The following is a 21,091-nucleotide window of genomic DNA, read 5'->3' as shown; positions in this document are numbered from 1 at the left end:
TCTGGTGCTGGAACAAATCGACCATTCTCACGCTGCCAGCAAATCCTGCTCCAACTTTTCGAACATCCCGGCATCTTGCTCGGCATTCTCGAAGAGATGGCCGTAGACATCCATTGTCATGGTGATCGACGCGTGCCCCAGCAGCGTTTGGATCTTCTTCGGGTTTGCTCGATGTGAAAATCTGCACGGCCCGTCGGCGGCAATCAGCCCTTCAACTCATCGGACACTTCGGTCCCGTGCCAGATCTTCGTTCACTCTCAAAAAAGCGCCAGGAACGACGACTTGCCAGGGGTGGGGGCACGGGCGATGGTGGCCTTGCGTGTCGCGCCAGCCAGCAAGCCATAGTGCCGGATCCGGTGGAACCCGTCGGGAAGAACGTGCATCAGGAACCGGCGGATGAACTCCGTCATGGCCAGGCGCATGACCTTCTGCCTGCCGCCGGACTTTATGCGGTAGTCCTTCCAGCGGAACGCGACGGTCTCGGCGTCGGCGCTGATCAGGCGATGGTTCGATATCGCGACGCGGTGGGTGTATCGGCTGAGGTAGGCGAGCACTGCCTCGGGGCCGCCGAAGGGCGGTTTGGCGAAGACGACCCATTCGGATTTGCGGAACGGCGCGAGCCAAGCGGTGAAGGCACCCGTTTGTGCCAGTCGTTCGAGATCTCCGTAGAAGTCCAGCTCCCCGGCGCGATGCAGGGCCAGCAAACGCGATGGCATGCCTCCATGAACACCCTGGCGCACTTTATGGTCCGCGGGCATCACTGAAACATCGGTCTTTGCGCCAGCAGTTCGGCGCGGTCCAAGATGCGGCTGACAGTTCGCAAGCTCGGTGTGCGACCGGCGGTCATAGTGCGCTGGATTGCGTCCGACGTGGCGTCGATGGCTACTCGCGGGAGGCTTCGCTTCGCACCCTGCGCTTCGATAAAGGTCCGCAGCTGCGATCCTGTCAGATCCGGCAGATCGAGCACGATGCAGCGACTGATCAGAGGCGCGGGCAACCCCCACCGGCTGTTGGCAGTCATCACCCAGTTCACCCAGGACATGTCGCAACGGATCTGATAGTAGGGACATTCCCAGGTTTCGGCTGTCATACGCTCCAGAAGAGGTAGCAAGGCATCGGTCAGGGTATGGCGCGATCCCTGGGTCGATTGGACATCTCCGGATTTCTCCACCTCGTCGATGATCACGATGGGCCCGGCATGCCGCTCGCGCAGAACTGTCTGGATCAGCTTGCCCGGGCTCGCACTACCCCAGCCACGTTGCGCGCCGACCAGGGAGAAGGCCGCAGGCTCACCCGTGGCATCGATGGAAGTGGTGGGCACCTCGAGATGATGCGCAAGGCGGCGCGCCCAGTAGCTCTTGCCGATCCCAGGGGATCCGACCAGCACAAGTGGATCGAAACGTAGGCCGAGCAGCCCTCTACGGGCGGAAGCTCTCAGGCCATGCCAGACCACTTCCGTCGCCGGGGCCATCCAGGGCATTTCTGCGTGCAGCACGGCCGCGATTTCATCCGCCTCATGTTCGGTCACAATCCGGGCAACCGGCAGACCACCGCGCAAAGGCGTCAATAACGCCTCGTCACGCTGAGGCAGATGCTGAGTCCCTGTCGAGTTGTGCAGGCGCTCAAGATACCGCATGGCCCGACGCTTGATCCTGATGGTATCGGCGTCGGTGATTAGATCATATCTGCTCTGCGCTCTTCCCGCGGTCATCCTGTCAGGTTCACGCTGGTTCAGCTCCATTCGGATCTCGCGGAGCTTCTGCGTGAGCCGTTCGGTCAGATCAGACAGGCGCGGGATGTTGTCGATGAATTTGATTGTGCTGAACGGGATCGTGGAGGTCGCACGAGTCATGGCGGAGTCCTTTCAAGGCGCCGGACCAACGCCGCGGCGGTGCTCTCGGGCCGGCCAGGCCTGAAAGACGAGGGATGAAAGGTTCCGGAACCTTGAGAACACATAGGGAACAAAAAGCCCGCTAGATCAAGTCGTCGCTGGATGTGCGCCTAGCGCTGGTCTCAGCGAGCGGGCGATATTACCGAGAACATCTAAGCCCTTGATACAAAATAAAACCACCGAAAGCATCGCTTCCGGTGGTCATTTAACGTGCGCCACAATGGACAAAAAACCTAGAGAATGGTCATTTTATGGTGTGTCCCATAACTAGCAGCCGCAAAATCTCAGCCACACTTAGAGTGCCCACAGCTCGCGCAGGTCATGCAGCCCTCGATCATTCGCAAATCAAATTGACCGCAGGACGGACAGGCTTTGCCGCGCGGGAGATCCAGCCCCACGACCTGCGCCTTGGGGTCGGATTTAAGGCCCATGCCTTCACCCTCAAGGAAACCTGTGAAGATGAGATGCTCTTCGATCACACCACCGATAGCGGCAAGGATCGAGGGGATGTATTTGCCTTTGACCCAGGCCCCACCACGGGGATCGAAAACCGCCTTGAGTTCCTCGACCACAAAAGTCACGTCGCCGCCACGCCGGAACACTGCAGAAATCATCCGCGTCAGGGCCACCGTCCAGGCGAAGTGTTCCATGTTCTTGGAGTTGATGAAGACCTCGAACGGACGTCTGCGCCCGCCGACGATGATGTCGTTTATCGTCAGATAGATCGCATGTTCGCTGTCCGGCCAGCGCAGCTTGTAGGTGTTGCCTTCAAGCTGCTGCGGACGGTCCAACGGCTCGGACATATAGATCACGTCGCCATGGGGCTGCTGGGGTTCCGCGTCGTCCGTAGCCACGACTTCGGGCGCCTTCTTCTCGTCCGACACAGACAACACGGAGCCTGTCACATCGTTCGGACGATAGGTCGTGCAGCCTTTGCAGCCTGAATCCCAGGCCGACAGGTACACTTCCTTGAAATCCTCGAACGAGATATCCTCGGGGCAGTTGATCGTCTTGGAAATGGATGAGTCGACCCATTTCTGAGCCGCCGCCTGCATCCGCACATGGTCCAGCGGTGCCAGCGTCTGCGCATTCACGAAATAGTCGGGTAAAGGCGTGTCACCGAACCGGTCGCGCCACATCTGCACGGCGTAATCCACGACCTCCTCTTCGGTCCGGGTCCCGTCCTTTTGCAGCACCTTGCGGGTGTAGGCATAGGCGAACACCGGCTCGATCCCCGACGACACGTTGCCAGCATAAAGCGAGATCGTCCCCGTCGGCGCGATCGAGGTCAAAAGGGCATTGCGGATGCCATGTTCGCGGATGGCGTCGCGCACGTCTTCGTCCATCGCGCGCATGGTCCCTGACTCAAGATACTTGTCGGCGTCAAACAGCGGGAAGGCACCCTTTTCCTTTGCCAATTGCACCGAAGCCAGGTACGCGGCGCGGGCGATTGCGTGCAACCAGCGCTCGGTCTGGCGCGCCGCTTCGTCGGAACCGTAGCGCAGGCCCACCATCAGCAGGGCGTCGGCCAGGCCGGTGACGCCAAGACCGATCCGCCGCTTGGCCCGTGCCTCGGCAGCCTGCTGGGGCAACGGGAATTTCGAGGCGTCCACCACGTTGTCCATCATCCGAACGGCGGTTGCGACCAGCTCGGACAGGGCATCTTCGTCCAGACCAGCGGCATCCCCGAAGGGGTCGCTTACCAGTCGCGCCATGTTGATCGACCCCAGCAGGCAGGCGCCATAGGGTGGCAGGGGCTGTTCGCCGCAGGGGTTGGTTGCGGCAATTTTTTCAACGTAGGACAGGTTGTTGGCGGCGTTGATCCGGTCGATGAAGATCACGCCCGGCTCTGCGTAATCGTAAGTTGCGCGCATGATGCGGTTCCACAGATCACGGGCCTCTACCGTGTGGTAGACCGTTCCATCGAACATCAGATCCCACGGGCCGTCGGCCTTGACCGCCTCCATGAACGGGTCTGTGATCAGCACCGACAGGTTGAACATGCGCAACCTGGCGCTGTCCGCCTTGGCCGCGATAAAGTCGAGCACATCCGGATGATCGCAGCGCATCGTCGCCATCATCGCGCCACGGCGCGACCCGGCGGACATGATCGTGCGGCACATCGCGTCCCAGACATCCATGAACGACAGCGGCCCGCTTGCATCCGCCGCCACGCCTTTGACAGCGGCCCCCTTGGGACGGATCGTGCTGAAATCATAGCCGATCCCGCCGCCCTGCTGCATGGTCAGCGCCGCTTCGCGCAGCATCTCGAATATGCCGCCCATGCTGTCTGGGATTGTGCCCATCACAAAGCAGTTGAACAGCGTGACCGCACGGCCCGTACCTGACCCGGCGATGATCCGCCCGGCGGGGAGGTATTTGAAATCCTCCAGCGCGGCATAGAATTTTTCTTCCCAGACCTTGGGCTCAGTTTCAACCTCGGCCAGTGATCGGGCGATCCTGCGCCATGTATCCTCGACCGAGCGGTCGATCGCGGTGCCATCGGCCTCCTTGAAGCGATATTTCATATCCCAGATCTGTTCGGCGATGGGGGCGGCAAAGCGGGTCATGAGGCGAATCCTAAGGCTGTCGTTGGCAGGGCAGGACGTTTAGATAGCGCGGATCCTTGTCGGATCACAGGCAAAAGGGGGCAAAAACGCGCTTCCTCCACCAGCGTAACCTACCACAGCTTGAAGCTATGGACCAATGAACTACAATATATATGTGCCTTTTGGGGGCACTTCAGGGAATCACATCATGGATAACACCACACATATCCTGAAGCTGAGCGTCGGAACTGAGTCGGTTGATGGTCTGTCCGCCTGGCAGGCTTCCGCGCGGGCAAGGGGCCCGGACGGCCTCCCCCGGCACGTCACCCGCATGTGGCCCAAGCGCGAGGCTGAAATCCTGAACGGCGGGTCGATCTATTGGGTTGTCAAAGGCTTGATACAGTGCCGCCAGCGCATCCTGCGCCTTGATGAATACGACAGCGGCGACGGCATTCGCCGCTGCGCCATCGTGCTGGACCCCACGCTGATCCGCACCAGCCCGGCGCAGAAGCGCCCGTTTCAGGGCTGGCGCTATCTGGCCCCTGCCGACGCGCCTGTCGACCTTTCAGGCAGCCGTGCATCCGAGGATACGCTGCCCCCTGAACTGGCTGGGGCACTGGCAGATATCGGGGTGCTCTAAACCAAAAGCTGTGCAGCTCCGCACAGTCCGTGTGCGTCGCCGACAGCCCGCCCTCGAAAGCTCGCGATTTTTGTGCATCGACATTGGTTCGGATCCCCATATCCGGGTTGAGACGGGCCTGCTCACTTGATCGCGTTGCAACGGCTAAGAAACCCATTTCGGAGCAAAAAACAGGTCAGAATTTCATTTCTGGCGATTGACCGACCAAGGCGCCAGCGTCGCATGGCGGGTTGGCGCACCTGCCCACACTGCCGACCGGACTATGAGCCTGGCTGCGGCGCAGGCCCTTTCCCTCTGGCATTCCACTCCCGGAAACTTAGTTGTAAAACCAAGTCAAATCCGAACGGAAGGATCCCCGATGACCGACAACTATACGCCCCCCAAAGTCTGGACCAACGACGCCAAATCCGGCGGCCAGTTCGCCAGCATCAATCGGCCCATATCAGGCCCGACACACGACAAGGAACTGCCGGTCGGCGACCATCCCTTCCAGCTCTACTCCCTGGCCACGCCCAACGGCGTGAAGGTCACAGTGATGTTCGAGGAACTGCTGGCGGCCGGTCACAAGGATGCGGAGTATGATGCCTGGCTGATCAGGATTGGTGACGGCGACCAGTTCGGCAGCGGATTTGTCGGTGTGAATCCAAACTCCAAAATCCCCGCCCTGATGGACCGCAGCGGCGCCAAACCGATCCGGGTCTTCGAATCCGGCGCGATCCTGCTGCATCTGGCCGAGAAATTCTCGGCCTTCCTGGGCAAGGCGGAAGATCGTCCTGAGATGCTCAGCTGGCTGTTCTGGCAAATGGGATCTGCCCCCTACCTCGGCGGCGGCTTTGGCCATTTTTATGCCTACGCACCCGAGAAGTGGGAATATCCGATCAACCGCTTCACCATGGAAACCAAGCGCCAGCTAGACGTGCTGGACAAAAGGCTGGCCGAGACGGCTTTTATAGCGGGTGACGACTATACCATCGCCGACATGGCGATCTGGTCCTGGTACGGCCAGCTGGTTCTGGGGCGGCTTTATTCGGCAGCCGAATTCTTGGACGTGGATAGCTATGGCAATGTCATGGCCTGGGCCAAAAAGATCGATACACGTCCGGCAGTACAGCGCGGACGCATGGTCAACCGTACCTTTGGCGAGCCAGAGACCCAGCTTCATGAACGCCATGACGCATCGGATTTCGACACCCGCACTCAGGACAAGATCGCGGCAGAATAGACGCTGCGCAAACAGAAGGGGCCCTGACGTATTATCGTCAGGGCCCCGCGTAGACCGGAATTTCTCCGGCATTTATTTTTACAGTTCAGCGTTCAGACCTTGTTGCCCAACGCGCCCTTGATCGACCCCGATACTTTCTGCGCATCACCCTTCAGCTTCTGCGCCTTGCCTTCGGCCTGAAGCTTCTTGTTACCGGTCGCCTTGCCAGCTGCGTCCTTGACCGCACCAGCGGCCTTGTTCGCGGTACCTTTTGCCTTGTCTGCGAGTTCACCCATGATGTTTCCTTCTCAGGTGGGGTGCAGCCGCAGGGCGGTTATCGCGACGGCGTGCTGCACGTCGGACAAACACGCAATCCCGTTTTTGGTTTCCCGAACCCGATCACGACTCGGTGTAGTGGCTGGTCCGGTAAAGGGCACCGGTTCGGTCGACGGCCCCACAATAGGCCGTCGAAGTTCTATCAGGCCTCAGATCGCCGTCTTCAGGCTTTCCTCAAGGTAGATCTCGCGCAGCCGCTTTGCCCGTTTGCCCGGCGTTCCATCGCCGAGCTGCTTGCCGTCAATCTCGACCACAGGCATGACGAAGGCGCTGGCCGAGGTGATGAACGCTTCATCCGCTTCCTGAGCCTCGGCAATCGAAAAGTTGCGCTCTTCCACTTCCATCTGCGCCTCGGCGGCAAAGCGTAGCACGGCGGCGCGGGTGATCCCGTGCAGGATGTCGTGTGACAGCGCGCGGGTGATGATCCGGTTGCCCTTGACGATATAGGCGTTGTTGCTGGTGCCTTCGGTTACGAAACCATCTTCGACCATCCAGGCGTCGTCCGCCCCTGCCTTCTTGGCCATCATCTTGCCCATCGACGGGTAGAGCAGTTGCACGGTCTTGATGTCGCGGCGACCCCAGCGCTGATCTTCGATGCTGATGATCTTCATACCCTTTTCGGCCTGCGGACTGGCGGCCAGTCCCGGCTTGTTCTGGGTGAAAAGCACGATAGTCGGTTCAGTGGTTTCAGGGTCGGGAAAGACGAAATCCCGATCGCCCGGCGCGCCACGGGTGATCTGTAGATAGACCAGCCCCTCGGTGATGCCGTTTATCCGGACCAGTTCGCGGTGAATTTCCAGCAGTTCGTCCATCGTGCAGGGCGCGCGCAACTCAAGCTCGGTCAAAGACCGCTGGAGCCGTGTCGCGTGGCCTTCAAAGTCAATCAGCTTGCCATCCAGCACGCTCGTCACTTCATAGACGCCATCCGCCATCAGGAAGGCGCGGTCAAAGATTGACACCTTCGCTTCGGCTTCAGGCAGGTAGTCTCCGTTCAAATAGACGGTGCGGGTCATATCTTGGGTCCTTCGTAAACTGGCAGGGTCAGCCCCAGAGGGCAGCTTCGGGCGGGTGCACGCCCTTTTCGTCAAACAGCAGCGGGTCGGGACGGTCTTCGGCCAACAAAAGCGGGCCGTCAAGATCGGTCACAAGCGCGCCCTGAGCCACAAGGGTCGCAGGGGCCATGGCAAGCGATGATCCGACCATGCAGCCAACCATCACATCATACCCTTCCGCGCGGGCCGCATCGCGCAGCGCCAGCGCCTCGGTCACCCCGCCGGTCTTGTCGAGCTTGATGTTCACCACATCGTATTTGCCCTTTAGATGCGCAAGGCTGGCGCGATCATGGCAACTCTCGTCCGCGCAGACTGGAACAGGGCGGTCCATCCCGATCAAGGCATCATCATCCGCCGCAGGCAGCGGCTGTTCCACCAGCGCCACGCCCAGACGCACCAGATGCGGGGCAAGATCGGCATAAACTTCGGCAGACCAACCTTCGTTCGCGTCGATGATGATGCGGGAATCGGGTGCGCCGACCCGGACGGCTTCAAGGCGGGGCATGTCATCAGGTGTGCCGAGCTTAATCTTGAGCATCGGACGAAACGCGTGTTTCGCCGCCTGCTCGCGCATCTTTTCTGGCGTGTCCAGCGACAGGGTATAGGCCGTGATTTCCGGCCCCGGCTTCGCCAGACCGGCAAGTTCCCAGACCCGCTTACCGGTCCGCTTCGCCTCAAGATCCCACAGCGCGCAGTCCACGGCGTTTCGCGCCGCGCCGGCGGGCAGCAGATCGTAAAGCCTTGCGCGGGTCAGATCCGACGGCAGACCGGCGATCTCGTCGCTCACCGACTCCAGCGTTTCGTCATAGCGGGCATAGGGCACACATTCGCCCCAGCCGGTCACGCCACCGTCGGTGATGCGCACTGTCAGCACCTTGGTTTCGGTCCGCGATCCGCGGCTGATGGTAAAGACCTGCGCAAGCCTGAAAACGTCGCGCTTCACATCTATCTGCACGGTCTTATCCTTTCTTCTCTTTCCAAATACGCAAAACCGACCAGCGCGGGGCGTCGTCGCGAAGCGCCATCAGCCCCTGCGGTCAAAACCGCAAGGAGATGTCGAGCGCCTCCCGAAACTTAGAGCGCGGCCAATGCTTCGACCAGCCGCTCGGCTCCGTGCCGGTAGGGATCGACTGCGGGCAGACCCACCCGCGCCTCGACCTCTGCAAGATAGGCCGTGGCCTCGGCGTCGCTCATGTGCTGGGTGTTGATTGAAATGCCCACCACCTTGCAATCCGGGTTGCCAACCTGCGCCAATGTCAGGGACATGTCGCGCACGGCCTCAAGGCTCGGCAATTTGTACCCCGGCAGACCCCGCATATGATCGCGGGTCGGCTCATGGCACAGTATCAGCGCGTCGGGTTGCCCGCCGTGGATCAGCGCCAGCGTTACACCCGAATACGAGACATGGAACAAGGACCCCTGGCCCTCGATGATGTCCCAGTGATCAGCATCGTTGTCCGGTGTCAGCCATTCGATCGAACCGGCCATGAAATCGGCGATCACCGCGTCCAACGGCACACCTTCGCCGGTGATCAGGATGCCGGTCTGACCGGTCGCGCGGAAGGTGGATTTCATCCCGGCCTTGCGCATGTCGCGGTCCAGCGCCAGAGCCGTGTACATCTTGCCCACAGAACAGTCCGTGCCGACAGCCAGAACGCGCTTGCCGGTACGTTTTTCGCCATTGGCGATCGGATACTGGACCACGGGAATGCGCACATCGTGCAGCGTGCGACCCAACTCCTTGGCCTTGGCGGCCAGATCCGGTTCGTTGCGCAGCAGGTTATGCAAGCCCGACGCGATGTCATAGCCTTCGTCGAGAGCCTCAAGAAGCACCTGTTTCCAGGCTTTGGAGATGACGCCACCCCGGTTTGCCACACCGATCACCAGTGTCTTGGCACCGGCTTCCTTTGCTTCGGTCAGGGACATGTCGGGCAGTTTCATGTCGGCCTTGCAGCCTTCCATGCGGAACTGACCAGCGCAGTTCTCGGGACGCCAGTCCTTGATACCCTGTGCCACCTTGGCGGCAAGACCGTCGGGGGCATCACCGAGGAACAAGAGATAGGGGGTGTCGATCATAGGGGTCTCCCGGCTGAATGAGTTTGCGGCAATCTAGCCGCCGTTGCGCGCAACTAATTTGCTTTTGCAGGGAATATCCAGAGAGGTCTGCACGATCCCTTCGCAAACGACGGGCATTGCCGAAGAAACGTGCAGTCCTGACCACCAACCCGGTGTACTTCTTGCTGCGATGCGGCAGGATGCTGCATCTGCAAATTTCACTTGCGGGTCATCGGGTAATTTAATAACCGGTTTGCGCAGGAATACGTAACATCCTTTCAAGGAGAACCAGCCGCATGTCCTTCCGCATTCAGCCCGCGCCCGTCGCCCGCCCCAACCGCTGCCAACTTTTCGGCCCGGGTTCGCGCCCTGCGATATTTGAAAAAATGGCGGCGAGCGCTGCGGATGTGATCAATCTTGATCTGGAAGATTCAGTTGCGCCCAGCGACAAGGACAGCGCCCGCGCCAATGTCATCAAGGCGATTGGCGATGTGGATTGGGGCACCAAGACGCTCAGCGTGCGGATCAACGGTCTGGACACGCCTTACTGGTATCGCGACGTGGTGGACCTGATGGAGCAGGCGCCCGAGCGGCTCGACCAGATCATGATCCCGAAAGTCGGCTGCGCCGCTGACCTTTATGCTGTCGATGCGCTGGTCACGGCGATCGAACGCGCAAAAGGCCGCCAAAAGGTGCTCGCCTTCGAGGTGATCATTGAATCGGCGGCCGGGATCAGCCATGTCGAGGAAATCGCCGCTGCAACGCCCCGTCTGCAGGCAATGAGCCTTGGTGCCGCGGATTTTGCGGCATCGATGGGCATGGCCACGACCGGCATCGGCGGCACTCAGGAAAACTACTACATGGCCCGCGAAGGCGCAAAATACTGGTCCGACCCCTGGCACTGGGCCCAGACCGCCATCGTCGCCGCCTGCCGCACGCATGGCGTGCTGCCGGTGGACGGGCCGTTCGGCGACTTCAGCGATGACGAAGGATTCCGCGCGCAGGCGCTGCGGTCGGCGACACTAGGTATGGTCGGAAAATGGGCGATCCATCCCAAACAGATCACCCTCGCCAACGAGGTTTTCACCCCATCCGCAGAGGCCGTTTCCGAGGCGCGCGAGATCCTTGCCGCAATGGACGCGGCCAAGGCCAAGGGCGAAGGCGCGACCGTCTACAAAGGCCGTCTTGTTGACATCGCCAGCATCAAACAAGCCGAAGTGATCGTGAAACAGTCCGAGATGATCGCAGGCTGAATCGCCGCTTTTGCACGGTTCGAACCGGTGGCCTCCTCAGCATCAGGCTGAGGGGGCGCTGACGGCAGCACTGCATCATGCCCGCTCGTCCTTGGGGGAACCCATCACCACATAGGAGGTGATCGCGCTGACCTGCGGCAGCGTGCCCAGCACCTCAGTATGGAAGTGCTTGTAGGCGGCCAGATCTGCCGCCTCGATCCGCAAGAGATATTCCACCGCGCCGGTGATATTGTGACACTCTCGCACTTCGGGGCTGCGCGCGATGGCGCGCTCAAACGCCTCCTGCGCGGCCTTGGTGTGCTGGCTCAGGCCCACGGTCACGTAGGCCACGAAACCAACGCCGGTCTTTTCGGGGCTCAGCACCGCGCGGTAGCCGATGATGACCCCGGCCCGCTCCAGCGCCGCGACTCGGCGCAGGCAGGCAGACGGCGACAGGCCCGCCGCCTCGGCTAGGGCAAGATTGCTGATCCGACCGTTGTCGCTCAGCGCACGCAATATCCGTTGATCTGTGCTGTCCAAACCGCTCATAAGTTGCAATCTTTGACCGCATTCAGCGTAAATTGCAATTACATGCCACAGAATTCGTCAGATATTGCGCGAATGATACCTGACATACTCCCAGCCCTGATGATCTTTGCTCTGGTGACCGTCGCCACGCCGGGGCCCAACAACCTGATGCTCATGGCCTCGGGCGCGAACTTCGGCTTTCGCCGTTCGATCCCGCATATGCTGGGTATCGGGCTGGGCTTCCCGGCGATGATCGTGCTGGTCGGTCTGGGGGTGATGCAGTTGTTCGACCTCTGGCCGCAAAGCTATCTGGTGCTCAAGATCGTGTCGGTCGCCTATATGATCTACCTTGCGTGGAAGATTGCCCATGCCAGTGCGCCGAAAGACGCAGAGGCGACGGGCAAACCGCTGAGCTTTGTTCAGGCGGCGGCCTTTCAATGGGTCAACCCCAAGGCGTGGTCGATGGGTCTGTCAGCGATCACGCTCTACGCTGCCGGTCGCGATCTTGGCTCTGTGCTCTGGGTCGCGGGTGCCTATGTGGCCTGCGCGGTGCTGTCGACAACTGGCTGGACGCTGATGGGGCAACAGGTGCGGCGTCTGCTGCGTATCCCTGCACGGCTGCGGGCGTTCAACTGGGCTATGGCGGGACTGCTTATTGCCTCGCTTGTACCGGTATTGATCCGCTGAGATCTGCGCAGAGAGTTGCATAAGCCGCCTCATGCGTTCATATCACGCGTGACACCCAAGCGGAGCCCGTCAATGACGCACTACCTCGATTTCGAAAAACCTCTGGCCGAGATTGAAGGCAAAGCCGAAGAACTGCGCGCCATGGCGCGGGTCAGCGAAGAGATGGATATCGAGGCCGAAGCCGCAGCGCTGGACCACAAGGCCGCGGCTCTGCTGAAGGATCTGTACAAGAAGCTTTCGCCCTGGCGCAAATGCCAGGTCGCCCGGCATCCGGACCGCCCGCATTGCAGCGACTACATTGACGCCCTGTTTCAGGAATACACCCCGCTTGCCGGAGATCGGAAGTTTTCCGAGGATGAGGCTGTTCTGGGTGGCCTTGCCCGGTTCAATGACCGTCCCGTCATGGTGATCGGCCATGAAAAGGGCAACGACACCAGCAGCCGTATCCAGCGCAACTTTGGCATGGCCCGGCCGGAAGGGTACCGCAAGGCGGTACGCCTGATGGAGATGGCCGACCGCTTCGGCCTGCCGGTCATCACCTTGGTCGACACCCCTGGCGCCTATCCCGGCAAGGGAGCAGAGGAACGCGGTCAGTCCGAGGCGATTGCCCGCGCGACCGAAACCTGTCTGCAGATCGGTGTGCCTCTGGTGTCAGTGATCATCGGCGAAGGCGGCTCGGGCGGGGCGGTGGCCTTTGCCACGGCAAACCGGGTCGCGATGCTGGAACATTCGGTCTATTCGGTGATTTCGCCGGAAGGCTGCGCCTCGATCCTGTGGAAAAACGCCGACAAGATGCGCGAAGCCGCCGAGGCGCTGCGCCTCACCGCGCAGGATCTGCTCAAGCTCGGCGTGGCCGACCGGGTGATTCCCGAACCCTTGGGCGGCGCCCACCGCGACCGCGAAGCAACCATCGCATCCGTCAGTGACTGCCTGACAAAGATGCTGGGTGATCTGGATGGGCTGAAGCCCAAGGCGCTGATCAAGGACCGCCGCGACAAGTTCCTGGCGCTGGGTTCCAAGGGACTCGCCGCCTAGATCGGCCTACGCCGTCCGCAAAACGATCACGAACGACACCGGATCGGTAGTCTGCCATAGGCGCGGCTCCGCAGCTTCCATGCCGCCAGAGCACTTTTTGTTTTGCGCGAATGTCGGGCCGTGAAATTCTGTCATGCCTCTGCGTCGCGGGCGATTGCATCTTTTAGATCGAAGCCGTCAAGCCGGGCTGTTCGTCCCGGTCCGTGAGATGGTGCCACTACGCCAGATATTTGGCCGACAGCGGGTCGACAGGCAGGTGACTGACGCAAGCAGCTTTTTGGGCCGGAAGTCAGCTCGAGTTTACTCGCCGCAATGGCGACGTGCCGCATGCCTCGTAAATCAACAGCTTGCTCTCTGACTTGCGGCAACAAGACCTGTTCGGAAATTGGAAAGATCGCCTCAAGGACTTTTGGCACGGCGGCGCGGTGCTGCTGGACGTCATTGCGGCGATAGAGACGGGCATGCGCTTCTGAATCCTCACTGGAACACATCAGTTCCCAAGAATTACCTCTGGTAATCGTCAGCTTACTGATTGTGAAGGATTAGTGAGGGGAATGGTGGAGCCTAGGGGGATCGAACCCCTGACCTCCTGCATGCCATGCAGGCGCTCTCCCAGCTGAGCTAAGGCCCCATTCCAGTTGCCGTTCCCGGCACCGTGCGCGCTGAACTACGCAAAGCGGCGGCCGGGATCAAGTGGAAAATCCAGGCCGGCGCCAATTCATTTCGTGACGTCAATCGTCGTCGGTCGCAACATCCTTGATGTCATCAAGAGACACGTTCTCGTCGTCATCTTCGTCTTCGAGAACATCATCGTCGTCCAGCTCGACATCGACATCATCGTCGTCCAGAACGTCAGTCTCTTCTTTTTCTTCGACCTTGGACTTACGCGAAGCGCCATCTGCAGCATCCGCAGAGATCTGTCCGCGCTTGCCGTGATCCAGCTCCACGACATCGCCGGTGTAGGGGCTGATGATCGGGTTCTTGTTCAGGTCATAAAACCGCTTGCCGGTGGTCGGGCAAACGCGTTTGACGCCCCATTCTTCTTTGGGCATGGGAAGTCCCTCTCAATGCTTGGTCCTGTGGACGATCCGGGCCAAGTGCCATATCACTATGCCAGTGTCAAAGGCTTCTTGGCCACGAACCTTCAAGGCGATCATATGGGTGATGTCACGCTCTGGGGCAACCCCCCGATCCCGGTACTGCTGCGTCGCTCTGCGCGGGCACGTAGAATTTCGCTGCGCCTGTCGCAGTTAGACGGTCGGGTAACGCTGACTCTCCCCAAACGGCTGCCTCAGGCGCAGGCGCTGGCCTTTCTACACGAAAAGGAAGGCTGGCTGCGCAGTCACCTTGCAGATCAGCTTAGCACTGTCGTTATCGCGCCCGGAGCAATGGTGCCGATAGAGGGCGTGGAGCACCGCGTTGTTCCGGGTTCGGCGCGCGCCGTTCAGATCGTTTCCAGCGAATCCTGTGCTGAACTGCGGGTGCCCGGCGCGCCGGATCAGCTGGCAGCGCGACTGAAGGGGCACCTCAGGACGCTGGCACGGGACCGTCTGGCAGCTGCCTCGGATCATTACTCTGCCACGTTGGGCCGGAATTACAGCCGACTCACCTTGCGTGACACCCGATCGCGCTGGGGATCCTGCACTGCGCAGGGTGGCCTGATGTATTCTTGGCGCCTCATCCTTGCGCCATCCGAGGTATTGAATTACGTGGCTGCACATGAAGTCGCGCACCTGGCCGAAATGAACCACTCCCGCGCCTTCTGGGACACTGTCACCCGCATCCATGGCGACTGGAAGATTCCGCGCCGCTGGCTGCGGGAAAATGGAGCGAGCCTTCATCGCTACCGGTTTGAGGATTGACCACAATTGCATTTGTGATCACAGTTCCGTCATGCTCAGCCCCTACAAATCTGTAGAAAAATCCAGCGAGGTCCGCATTTCGGCCCATGATCGTGTTTACCGCGGGCTGCGTTCGCGGATCATGGTGGGCGAAATCGGCCCGGGTGAATCACTGACGCTGCGCGGTATCGGACGTGAATTCGAAGTGTCGATGACCCCCGCGCGCGAAGCGGTGCAGCGACTTGTGGCCGAAGGAGCGCTTTCGATGTCAAATTCGGGGCGGGTCCAGACGCCGGAACTCAGCAATGAGCGAATCGAGGAACTGGCGGCCCTTCGGTCGCTGATCGAGGTCGAACTGGCAAGCCGGGCCTTGCCTCGCGCCCATATCGCGCTGATTGACCGGTTGCAGGCGATCAACGGCAGCATCTCGGATGCCGTATCCAACCGCGATGCAGTGGGCTATATTCGCACCAATCTGGAATTTCACCGTACCCTCTATCTCCGCGCCCAGGCGCCGGCCATGCTGGCCATGGCAGAAACCGTCTGGCTGCAACTGGGGCCCACCATGCGAGCGCTTTACACCCGTCTGCGTCGCAGCGAACCGCCGCAGTACCACCGGCTCATCATCTCTGCGCTCAAGGCCGGGGACGAACCTGGCCTGCGCCTTGCCGTACGTTCGGACGTAACACAGGGCTTGCGGATGCTGACCAGCTGACTGGGATGGAGGCCCAACCCCTACGGAACACGCAAGAGTTCTTGGTCCTGCCCGTCTCGCAAGACAGAGGCGATATTATTGCCTGACGTCAACTCTGATATCCGTGATGATCTGCGTTGCGACCGGTATCAGCGCATCAAAGGCCTGCCCTCGCAAGCAGACAAACATCAGGCTCCGCCCCACACCGACCTAGTCAATTGGCGTCGGGCAGAGTCGGCAAAGTCATTAGCCAGTTTTTGAGCGCTGCCCATACACACGCCCAATCCACTTGAGCCGAACACTTACAGTCGGCAAACCCTGCAAGACCTGACAGCTGCCTTTTGGACCGAGCTCAAACGAGCCCCAGTCTTTGCCGTCAATTTGAGTCACAAATCACGGCTGATTGAGAGCGCGGCAGCAATGCCCTCTCCAACTCCGATGCGCACAGCGGACGGCGCGTGACGCCTGCTTATAAGGGGCAATTCCCGTGCCCAGCCACGATCAACATTCCGCCGACCCGACCAAATGTCAGGTTCCCAAGCTCTGTCCGTTGCCAACCAAGTGCGCCGCGCACTGGGCTTCGACCTCGGTATTGTTGACCAAGACCATGCAGGACATCGGCATTCTGTGCCCCGGCAGGTTGCCGCGGGCTTGGTGCGTCCGTGCGCGCGTTGGACATGCGAAGGCCAACCCCATGGTAATCCTCCCGTTTTTAACGTGACGAGGTCGTAGAACTTACGCAGCCATTTTCAGGTTCATCGCGGGTGTGATGCCGCCGATGCCCATGTTCGGTCGGTCCGCTGCCCGGCAGTGGTTTGCGTGCAAACCATGAGAGGGGTTGTTGTAAGTCCAGAGCAAAGTGTTGGGCCTCCTCGATGCTGTTGATGATGTATTGGTCCAGCCATTCGTGCCTGACCGTGCGATTATAGCGCTCGATGTAGGCGTTCTGTTGCGGCTGGCCCGGCTGGATGTGCGCGCGGGCGATGCCGTGTTTCTCAGCCCATTCCAGCAGCGCATGCCGGACCGATCACTCCCTCTGTCCCAAGGAGAGATGCGCTGGATTGAAATTTTGCGCGATTTTTATCCCGGTCCGGTCAAAGTGCCCGGCCTCAAGATGGTTCAGACGCTGCGAGGAGTCCTGTGGGAGGGCTGGAGTGACATCTCGGTCCGTTGGCAAGCGATGTGCCTCCTGATGGGCCTCTCGACGTCCGGGATGGCAGGCGGTATTTCCGCAACATGGACAGTTGCAGTTCGGGACTGGTCAGCACAGCCATCTCTTGCTGTGCCGGTCTCCGAAATGGGTCAAACAGAGCGTCGGTGAATAGGGAGCAGCGTTGAATTGCGTCAACGTTGTCACGATGACGATGGAGTCGACGTCCCCGCCCATGAAGCGCGCGCACATTTGGAAGGCAACAGGTTAGACTTTTTGATGATATTGATCTTATTGGAAAGTAATCTGCTCCTCCAGGGGCTTGAAGACAACCGGCTCCGTTCGGACCTGGCCGTTTTCCCAGTTGGCCAGCCCCACCAAGCCGAGGCATTCCCAAGGGCGGCAACGTTGCGCTCCACGCAATAAATCGGCTTGTCCGAAAAGCGCACTGGCCTCATCTTCGCGCTCAAACAAGCGACGGGGAACCCAGAATGAAACGCATCCTGCCATTGTGGCTTCTGGTGATTTCACAGGGCGTTATCAGTGCCGCTTCGCTGGTGGTCGAAATCGTGGCCGGGCGCATGTTGGCGCCGCATGTCGGTATGTCACTCTACACTTGGACGGCGGTGATCGCGGTCGTGCTGGCAGGTTTTTCCGCGGGGCACTGGTGGGGCGGCCGTCTGGCCGAGAAACCGTGGGAGAAGTCGCTTGCCTGGACAGGCGGCGCGCTTATGGCGGGTGCGGTGACGACGGCTGGGGCAGTCCTGATCCTGCCTGTCCTCGCCGAACCGGTCTTGCGGATCGTTGCGCAGCCGGTGTGGGGCATCACGGGGCTGACGGCGCTGGTGTTCTTCCTGCCTTCCTTATTTGCCGGGGTGCCTGCACCGGTCCTTGCGCAGATCGCTGTCACGACGGCGCACAGAACCGGCCCCGCGCTTGGCGCGATGTTCGCCTCTGGCGCCATAGGCGCGATCGCGGGCACGTTGCTCGCTGGCTTTGTGTTCATCTCCTGGCTCGGATCGTCCGCGACACTGGTTGTGGTCACGGTTGTGTACGTCGCTACGGCGTTCCTTTTCCTCTGGCTGGGGCGCGCACGGGGGCGAGTTGTCGCCATGACCACAGGACTTGTGGCGATGGTCCTCGCCGGGCTGGCGTTGACCGCACCAAAGACCTGCGACCGCGAAAGCCGCCATTTCTGCCTGCGCATGGAGGATGTTTCCGCCGATCCAGCCCGGCCCGTACACTTGATGGTGATCGATCACCTCGCGCATGGCATCAGCGCGCGGGATCTGCCGTTGATGCAGTTCACCGAGCATACCGCGATGCTCGACGAGCTTTCAATGCAGCGCGCGCCGCACCCGGATTTCACGAGTTTTCACATCGGCGGCGGCAATTACGCCGTGCCGTGGGCTTTCTCGACGCGCGGAACGGGTCCGATCACGGTCGCCGAGATCGACCCTGCCGTCACCGAACTCGCCGCCGAGGCGTTCTGGTTCGCTCCAACCTCAGCCACGAGCCTTCACGAGGATGGCCGTCGCGCGCTCCTGACCCGCCCCGATCTGCGCTATGACATCATCATCGGGGATGCCTTTACCGATGTCGTTGTGCCTGTCCATCTCGTCACGCAGGAGTTCTTTCGCCTCGCGGCGGACCGACTAACGCCTGAGGGCAGTTTCCTGATGAACGTGATCGATCACGAGGACAGGCTTGGCGCGCTGGCCTCAATCGTGGCGACGATGCAAACCGTCTTCCCGATGGTCGAGGTCTGGACCCAGAAGGCGCACCCGGCGCCCGGCCAACGCATGGTGTTCGTCGTTGTCGGCAGCATGGCCCGTACACCTGTCGGCGAGTTCGTCACTGCCGCACCCGATCAGACGCGGTTCGGCGCGCTCGAAGACGATTTGGTCACGCAACTCGCCGCAACAAGGGGGCAGATTCTGACCGACGATTACGCCCCGATTGATCGGCTGATGGGGCGGCTGATGGGGCGGCTGATGGGGCGGCCGGATTGAGTAGACATCGCGCGCTCCCCAGGCTCCAGAGTGCGAGGCGCAGCAAGTGTTGTAATACGCCGAAGCGCCGCTTGCGATTGCGGTCGTTTTGGGCGTATTCCGTTGAAAAACTTGCACTTGATCGAAAGGTGCCATGCTGATTCAATTCTGCCAATGGGTTGGAGGGTTGGCAATGATGGGACCACTGCAGGAGGCGCAACCGGCGCTGTTCTACGAATTCTCGCTTGAGGATTATGTCCCGCAGAACCACCTGCTTCGCTCCATCGACCGGTTCGTGGATTTGTCCGGTATCCGCACCTACCTGGCGGATTTCTACAGCCACACGGGCCGCCCTTCCGTTGATCCTGAGCTGCTGATCCGAATGCTGTTGGTCGGGTATTGCTTCGGCATCCGGTCAGAACGGCGGCTGTGCGAGGAAGTGCATCTCAACTTGGCCTATCGCTGGTTCTGCCGATTGGATCTGAGTGACCGGGTCCCGGATCACTCGACTTTCTCCAAGAACCGGCACGGGCGCTTCCGTGACAGCGAACTGCTGCGGCATCTGTTCGAGACGACCGTCGCCCGCTGCATCGAGGAAGGATTGGTCAGTGGCCAGCGCATGGCAATTGATGCCAGCCTGATTGAGGCGGATGCCAACAAGCAGAATTCGACGCCGAAGGAAGAGTGGGATGCGTCCACCGTCGATCCAATGGACGCGCCCCGCGCTGTGCGCGAGTATCTTGATATCTTGGATGAGGCTGCGTTCGGTGCTGCCAGCGAGGTGAAACCCAAGTTCACCTCGCATTCTGATCCCGCAAGCCAATGGACAGCGGCCCGTAAAGGCACTGCATTCTTCAGCTATTCTGACAACTACCTGATCGACACGGATCATGGTGTCATTGTTGACGTTGAGGCGACAAGGTCGATCCGGCAGGCAGAGGTCGGGTCGACAAAGACCATGTTGAAGCGGGTCAAAGAGAAGTTCGACCTGCATCCCGAACGCCTGATCGCTGACACGGCCTATGCCTCCGGGCCGATGCTGGGTTGGCTGGTCGATCGCAAGATCGCGCCACACATCCCGGTCTTCGACAAATCGGGGCGCAGCGACGGCACCTGGAGCCGGGCAGACTACGAATGGGACGCAGAGAACGACCAATACATCTGCCCCGAGGGCCAAGTGCTGAAGCAGTTCCGGCGGAACTATTCCGACCCGAACCGGGGGCCGACCGGACAGGGTAGAACCAAATTCCGTGCCCTGAAACTGACCTGCCAGGCCTGCCCGTCTAAGGCGAAATGCTGCCCGAACGCAGACGCCAGATCGATCACCCGCGAAGACCACGAAGACGCCCGTCAGGTTGCCCGAGACATCGCAAAGACCAAGCAATACGATATCTCCATGAAGCTCCGGAAGAAGGTTGAAATGCTCTTTGCTCACCTCAAACGCATTCTGGGGCTGGGAAGGCTTCGATTACGAGGCCCGTACGGCGCGAATGACGAATTTCTACTCGCAGCAACCGCCCAAAACCTCCGCAAACTGGCTAAGATCTTTCCTGCACCGCAGCAAACGCGAAAAGCCTGACAAGAAAGGCACTCGCGCCCCGGTCAGCCACAGATATTCTGCGCTCGCGAACAGGTGTTTTTCCACAGAATCGGCGGGAAGTGTGAATTCGCTGCAAGTGCTCAGCTTACGCCTCGGAAGTGCGAAAGCGGCCATTCACAGGGACCGAATGACCCATCCACCTATGCTGCGCCGTGCACCATAGGCAGCAATGCGCAGGGAGCTGCCTTTGCAAAGTTGCGAGCTATAGTCTTCGTTGATGAAGCGACCGGCCCGGATGTATGTGTCGGCTGCTGTTCGCAATCGAGAATTTGGCACGATTTCGGAAATCGCTCATATGTATCCGGCCTGTTGATCGGCTCGCGGGCCGTGGCCTTGATGGGGTTACGCACGCGCCGTGGTCTCATTACCGGCAAGGTCCATTATGACCATTTGGGCCGTCAGACTCTGGGGGCGTATCTTCTCCGTTCCATGCTGTCCTCGCTATCGCGAACTCCTTGGTGGCCGTGGAAGGCGTCAGATCGCTTCCATGGCCGCGTCTTTTGGCGCGTCGAACGTAAGCGCCGCGCCATCGCCCTCATTGTTTGAAGCTGCCGACTGTCTGAGATGCGCCCTGCATAGCAGGAGGTGTCTTATGGATCGTGATGTACA

At 60.4% G+C, this 21,091-nt stretch carries 17 protein-coding genes, 1 tRNA gene and 2 pseudogenes; 9 read left to right on the top strand and 11 right to left on the bottom strand.

What is annotated here, in order from left to right; genetic code table 11:
- Positions 1–299 precede the first annotated feature (299 nt).
- From CHB75_RS20160 to CHB75_RS20150, 3 genes and pseudogenes are all read right to left on the bottom strand, one after another.
- A pseudogene (locus tag CHB75_RS20160) lies at positions 300–707 on the bottom strand (IS91 family transposase); the annotation flags it as partial.
- A gap of 50 nt (positions 708–757) precedes the next feature.
- On the bottom strand, positions 758–1,852 hold the full coding sequence (locus CHB75_RS20155; RefSeq protein WP_089273839.1) for an AAA family ATPase: 1,095 nt from the start codon (positions 1,850–1,852) through the stop codon (positions 758–760).
- A 323-nt stretch (positions 1,853–2,175) separates the two neighbouring features.
- Positions 2,176–4,461 carry an adenosylcobalamin-dependent ribonucleoside-diphosphate reductase gene (locus CHB75_RS20150; RefSeq protein WP_089273837.1) on the bottom strand — a complete coding sequence of 762 codons (2,286 nt, stop codon included), beginning with the start codon at positions 4,459–4,461 and terminating at the stop codon, positions 2,176–2,178.
- A gap of 187 nt (positions 4,462–4,648) precedes the next feature.
- Between CHB75_RS20150 and CHB75_RS20145 the strand changes: the two genes are divergently transcribed.
- Complete coding sequence (locus CHB75_RS20145) at positions 4,649–5,080, top strand: DUF1489 family protein (protein WP_089273835.1); 432 nt, start codon at positions 4,649–4,651, stop codon at positions 5,078–5,080.
- Between the two features lie 358 nt (positions 5,081–5,438).
- Entirely contained in the window at positions 5,439–6,302 is an 864-nt protein-coding gene (gene yghU / locus CHB75_RS20140; RefSeq protein WP_089273833.1) for a glutathione-dependent disulfide-bond oxidoreductase, read from the top strand.
- A gap of 92 nt (positions 6,303–6,394) precedes the next feature.
- Here yghU and CHB75_RS20135 read toward each other — a convergent pair whose 3' ends face one another.
- From CHB75_RS20135 to dgcN, 4 genes are all read right to left on the bottom strand, one after another.
- A complete protein-coding gene (locus tag CHB75_RS20135; protein ID WP_089273831.1) occupies positions 6,395–6,577 on the bottom strand; it encodes a CsbD family protein in 183 nt (60 codons plus the stop codon).
- Positions 6,578–6,766: 189 nt separating this feature from the next.
- Positions 6,767–7,630 (bottom strand): D-amino-acid transaminase, encoded by an 864-nt coding sequence (locus CHB75_RS20130; protein ID WP_089273829.1) that lies wholly within the window; start codon positions 7,628–7,630, stop codon positions 6,767–6,769.
- Between the two features lie 28 nt (positions 7,631–7,658).
- Positions 7,659–8,624, bottom strand: a complete 966-nt coding sequence (gene dgcA, locus CHB75_RS20125; RefSeq protein WP_089273827.1) for an N-acetyl-D-Glu racemase DgcA — start codon at positions 8,622–8,624, stop codon at positions 7,659–7,661.
- Between the two features lie 119 nt (positions 8,625–8,743).
- Positions 8,744–9,745 carry an N-acetyltransferase DgcN gene (gene dgcN / locus CHB75_RS20120; protein WP_089273825.1) on the bottom strand — a complete coding sequence of 334 codons (1,002 nt, stop codon included), beginning with the start codon at positions 9,743–9,745 and terminating at the stop codon, positions 8,744–8,746.
- A 275-nt stretch (positions 9,746–10,020) separates the two neighbouring features.
- Between dgcN and CHB75_RS20115 the strand changes: the two genes are divergently transcribed.
- Positions 10,021–10,977, top strand: coding sequence for an L-malyl-CoA/beta-methylmalyl-CoA lyase (locus tag CHB75_RS20115; protein ID WP_089273823.1), 957 nt, complete (start codon positions 10,021–10,023; stop codon positions 10,975–10,977).
- Positions 10,978–11,052: 75 nt separating this feature from the next.
- On the opposite strand, the gene CHB75_RS20110 is transcribed toward CHB75_RS20115, so the two are convergent.
- Complete coding sequence (locus tag CHB75_RS20110; RefSeq protein ID WP_089273821.1) at positions 11,053–11,505, bottom strand: Lrp/AsnC family transcriptional regulator; 453 nt, start codon at positions 11,503–11,505, stop codon at positions 11,053–11,055.
- Between the two features lie 72 nt (positions 11,506–11,577).
- Here CHB75_RS20110 and CHB75_RS20105 point away from each other — a divergent pair, with 72 nt between their 5' ends.
- On the top strand, positions 11,578–12,171 hold the full coding sequence (locus CHB75_RS20105; RefSeq protein ID WP_089273819.1) for a LysE family translocator: 594 nt from the start codon (positions 11,578–11,580) through the stop codon (positions 12,169–12,171).
- Positions 12,172–12,243: 72 nt separating this feature from the next.
- Positions 12,244–13,206 carry an acetyl-CoA carboxylase carboxyltransferase subunit alpha gene (locus CHB75_RS20100; RefSeq protein WP_089273817.1) on the top strand — a complete coding sequence of 321 codons (963 nt, stop codon included), beginning with the start codon at positions 12,244–12,246 and terminating at the stop codon, positions 13,204–13,206.
- Positions 13,207–13,761: 555 nt separating this feature from the next.
- On the opposite strand, the gene CHB75_RS20095 is transcribed toward CHB75_RS20100, so the two are convergent.
- Together CHB75_RS20095 and CHB75_RS20090 are read right to left on the bottom strand one after the other, a co-directional pair.
- Positions 13,762–13,837 (bottom strand) — tRNA-Ala (locus CHB75_RS20095).
- Positions 13,838–13,937: 100 nt separating this feature from the next.
- Positions 13,938–14,258, bottom strand: coding sequence for a TIGR02300 family protein (locus CHB75_RS20090; RefSeq protein ID WP_089273815.1), 321 nt, complete (start codon positions 14,256–14,258; stop codon positions 13,938–13,940).
- A gap of 105 nt (positions 14,259–14,363) precedes the next feature.
- Between CHB75_RS20090 and CHB75_RS20085 the strand changes: the two genes are divergently transcribed.
- Together CHB75_RS20085 and CHB75_RS20080 are read left to right on the top strand one after the other, a co-directional pair.
- A complete protein-coding gene (locus tag CHB75_RS20085) occupies positions 14,364–15,068 on the top strand; it encodes a M48 family metallopeptidase (protein ID WP_089273853.1) in 705 nt (234 codons plus the stop codon).
- Positions 15,069–15,099: 31 nt separating this feature from the next.
- Complete coding sequence (locus CHB75_RS20080) at positions 15,100–15,762, top strand: GntR family transcriptional regulator (protein WP_089273813.1); 663 nt, start codon at positions 15,100–15,102, stop codon at positions 15,760–15,762.
- Positions 15,763–16,476: 714 nt separating this feature from the next.
- Here the strand turns inward: CHB75_RS20080 and CHB75_RS20075 are convergent.
- A pseudogene (locus tag CHB75_RS20075) lies at positions 16,477–16,753 on the bottom strand (integrase core domain-containing protein); the annotation flags it as partial.
- A gap of 629 nt (positions 16,754–17,382) precedes the next feature.
- Between CHB75_RS20075 and CHB75_RS20065 the strand changes: the two are divergent.
- A complete protein-coding gene (locus tag CHB75_RS20065) occupies positions 17,383–18,903 on the top strand; it encodes a fused MFS/spermidine synthase (protein ID WP_089273809.1) in 1,521 nt (506 codons plus the stop codon).
- Between the two features lie 172 nt (positions 18,904–19,075).
- Positions 19,076–20,461: an IS1182 family transposase gene (locus CHB75_RS20060; protein WP_089273807.1), complete on the top strand. Its 1,386-nt coding sequence runs from the start codon at positions 19,076–19,078 to the stop codon at positions 20,459–20,461.
- The last annotated feature ends 630 nt before the right edge of the window (positions 20,462–21,091 follow it).

The organism is Puniceibacterium sediminis, assembly GCF_900188035.1.
Lineage (GTDB): Bacteria > Pseudomonadota > Alphaproteobacteria > Rhodobacterales > Rhodobacteraceae > Puniceibacterium > Puniceibacterium sediminis.
The sequence above is the reverse complement of the archived record's forward strand: the minus strand, read 5'-3'. Positions and strand labels throughout refer to the sequence as shown.

Excerpts from the sequence above, each read along its gene's own strand:
- CHB75_RS20155 (WP_089273839.1), bottom strand. The coding sequence starts at position 1,852 with ATGACTCGTGCGACCTCCACGATCCCGTTCAGCACAATCAAATTCATC.
- CHB75_RS20150 (WP_089273837.1), bottom strand. The coding sequence starts at position 4,461 with ATGACCCGCTTTGCCGCCCCCATCGCCGAACAGATCTGGGATATGAAA.
- CHB75_RS20145 (WP_089273835.1), top strand. The coding sequence starts at position 4,649 with ATGGATAACACCACACATATCCTGAAGCTGAGCGTCGGAACTGAGTCG.
- yghU (WP_089273833.1), top strand. The coding sequence starts at position 5,439 with ATGACCGACAACTATACGCCCCCCAAAGTCTGGACCAACGACGCCAAA.
- CHB75_RS20135 (WP_089273831.1), bottom strand. The coding sequence starts at position 6,577 with ATGGGTGAACTCGCAGACAAGGCAAAAGGTACCGCGAACAAGGCCGCT.
- CHB75_RS20130 (WP_089273829.1), bottom strand. The coding sequence starts at position 7,630 with ATGACCCGCACCGTCTATTTGAACGGAGACTACCTGCCTGAAGCCGAA.
- dgcN (WP_089273825.1), bottom strand. The coding sequence starts at position 9,745 with ATGATCGACACCCCCTATCTCTTGTTCCTCGGTGATGCCCCCGACGGT.
- CHB75_RS20115 (WP_089273823.1), top strand. The coding sequence starts at position 10,021 with ATGTCCTTCCGCATTCAGCCCGCGCCCGTCGCCCGCCCCAACCGCTGC.
- CHB75_RS20110 (WP_089273821.1), bottom strand. The coding sequence starts at position 11,505 with ATGAGCGGTTTGGACAGCACAGATCAACGGATATTGCGTGCGCTGAGC.
- CHB75_RS20105 (WP_089273819.1), top strand. The coding sequence starts at position 11,578 with ATGATACCTGACATACTCCCAGCCCTGATGATCTTTGCTCTGGTGACC.
- CHB75_RS20100 (WP_089273817.1), top strand. The coding sequence starts at position 12,244 with ATGACGCACTACCTCGATTTCGAAAAACCTCTGGCCGAGATTGAAGGC.
- CHB75_RS20090 (WP_089273815.1), bottom strand. The coding sequence starts at position 14,258 with ATGCCCAAAGAAGAATGGGGCGTCAAACGCGTTTGCCCGACCACCGGC.
- CHB75_RS20085 (WP_089273853.1), top strand. The coding sequence starts at position 14,364 with ATGGGTGATGTCACGCTCTGGGGCAACCCCCCGATCCCGGTACTGCTG.
- CHB75_RS20080 (WP_089273813.1), top strand. The coding sequence starts at position 15,100 with ATGCTCAGCCCCTACAAATCTGTAGAAAAATCCAGCGAGGTCCGCATT.
- CHB75_RS20065 (WP_089273809.1), top strand. The coding sequence starts at position 17,383 with ATGAAACGCATCCTGCCATTGTGGCTTCTGGTGATTTCACAGGGCGTT.
- CHB75_RS20060 (WP_089273807.1), top strand. The coding sequence starts at position 19,076 with ATGATGGGACCACTGCAGGAGGCGCAACCGGCGCTGTTCTACGAATTC.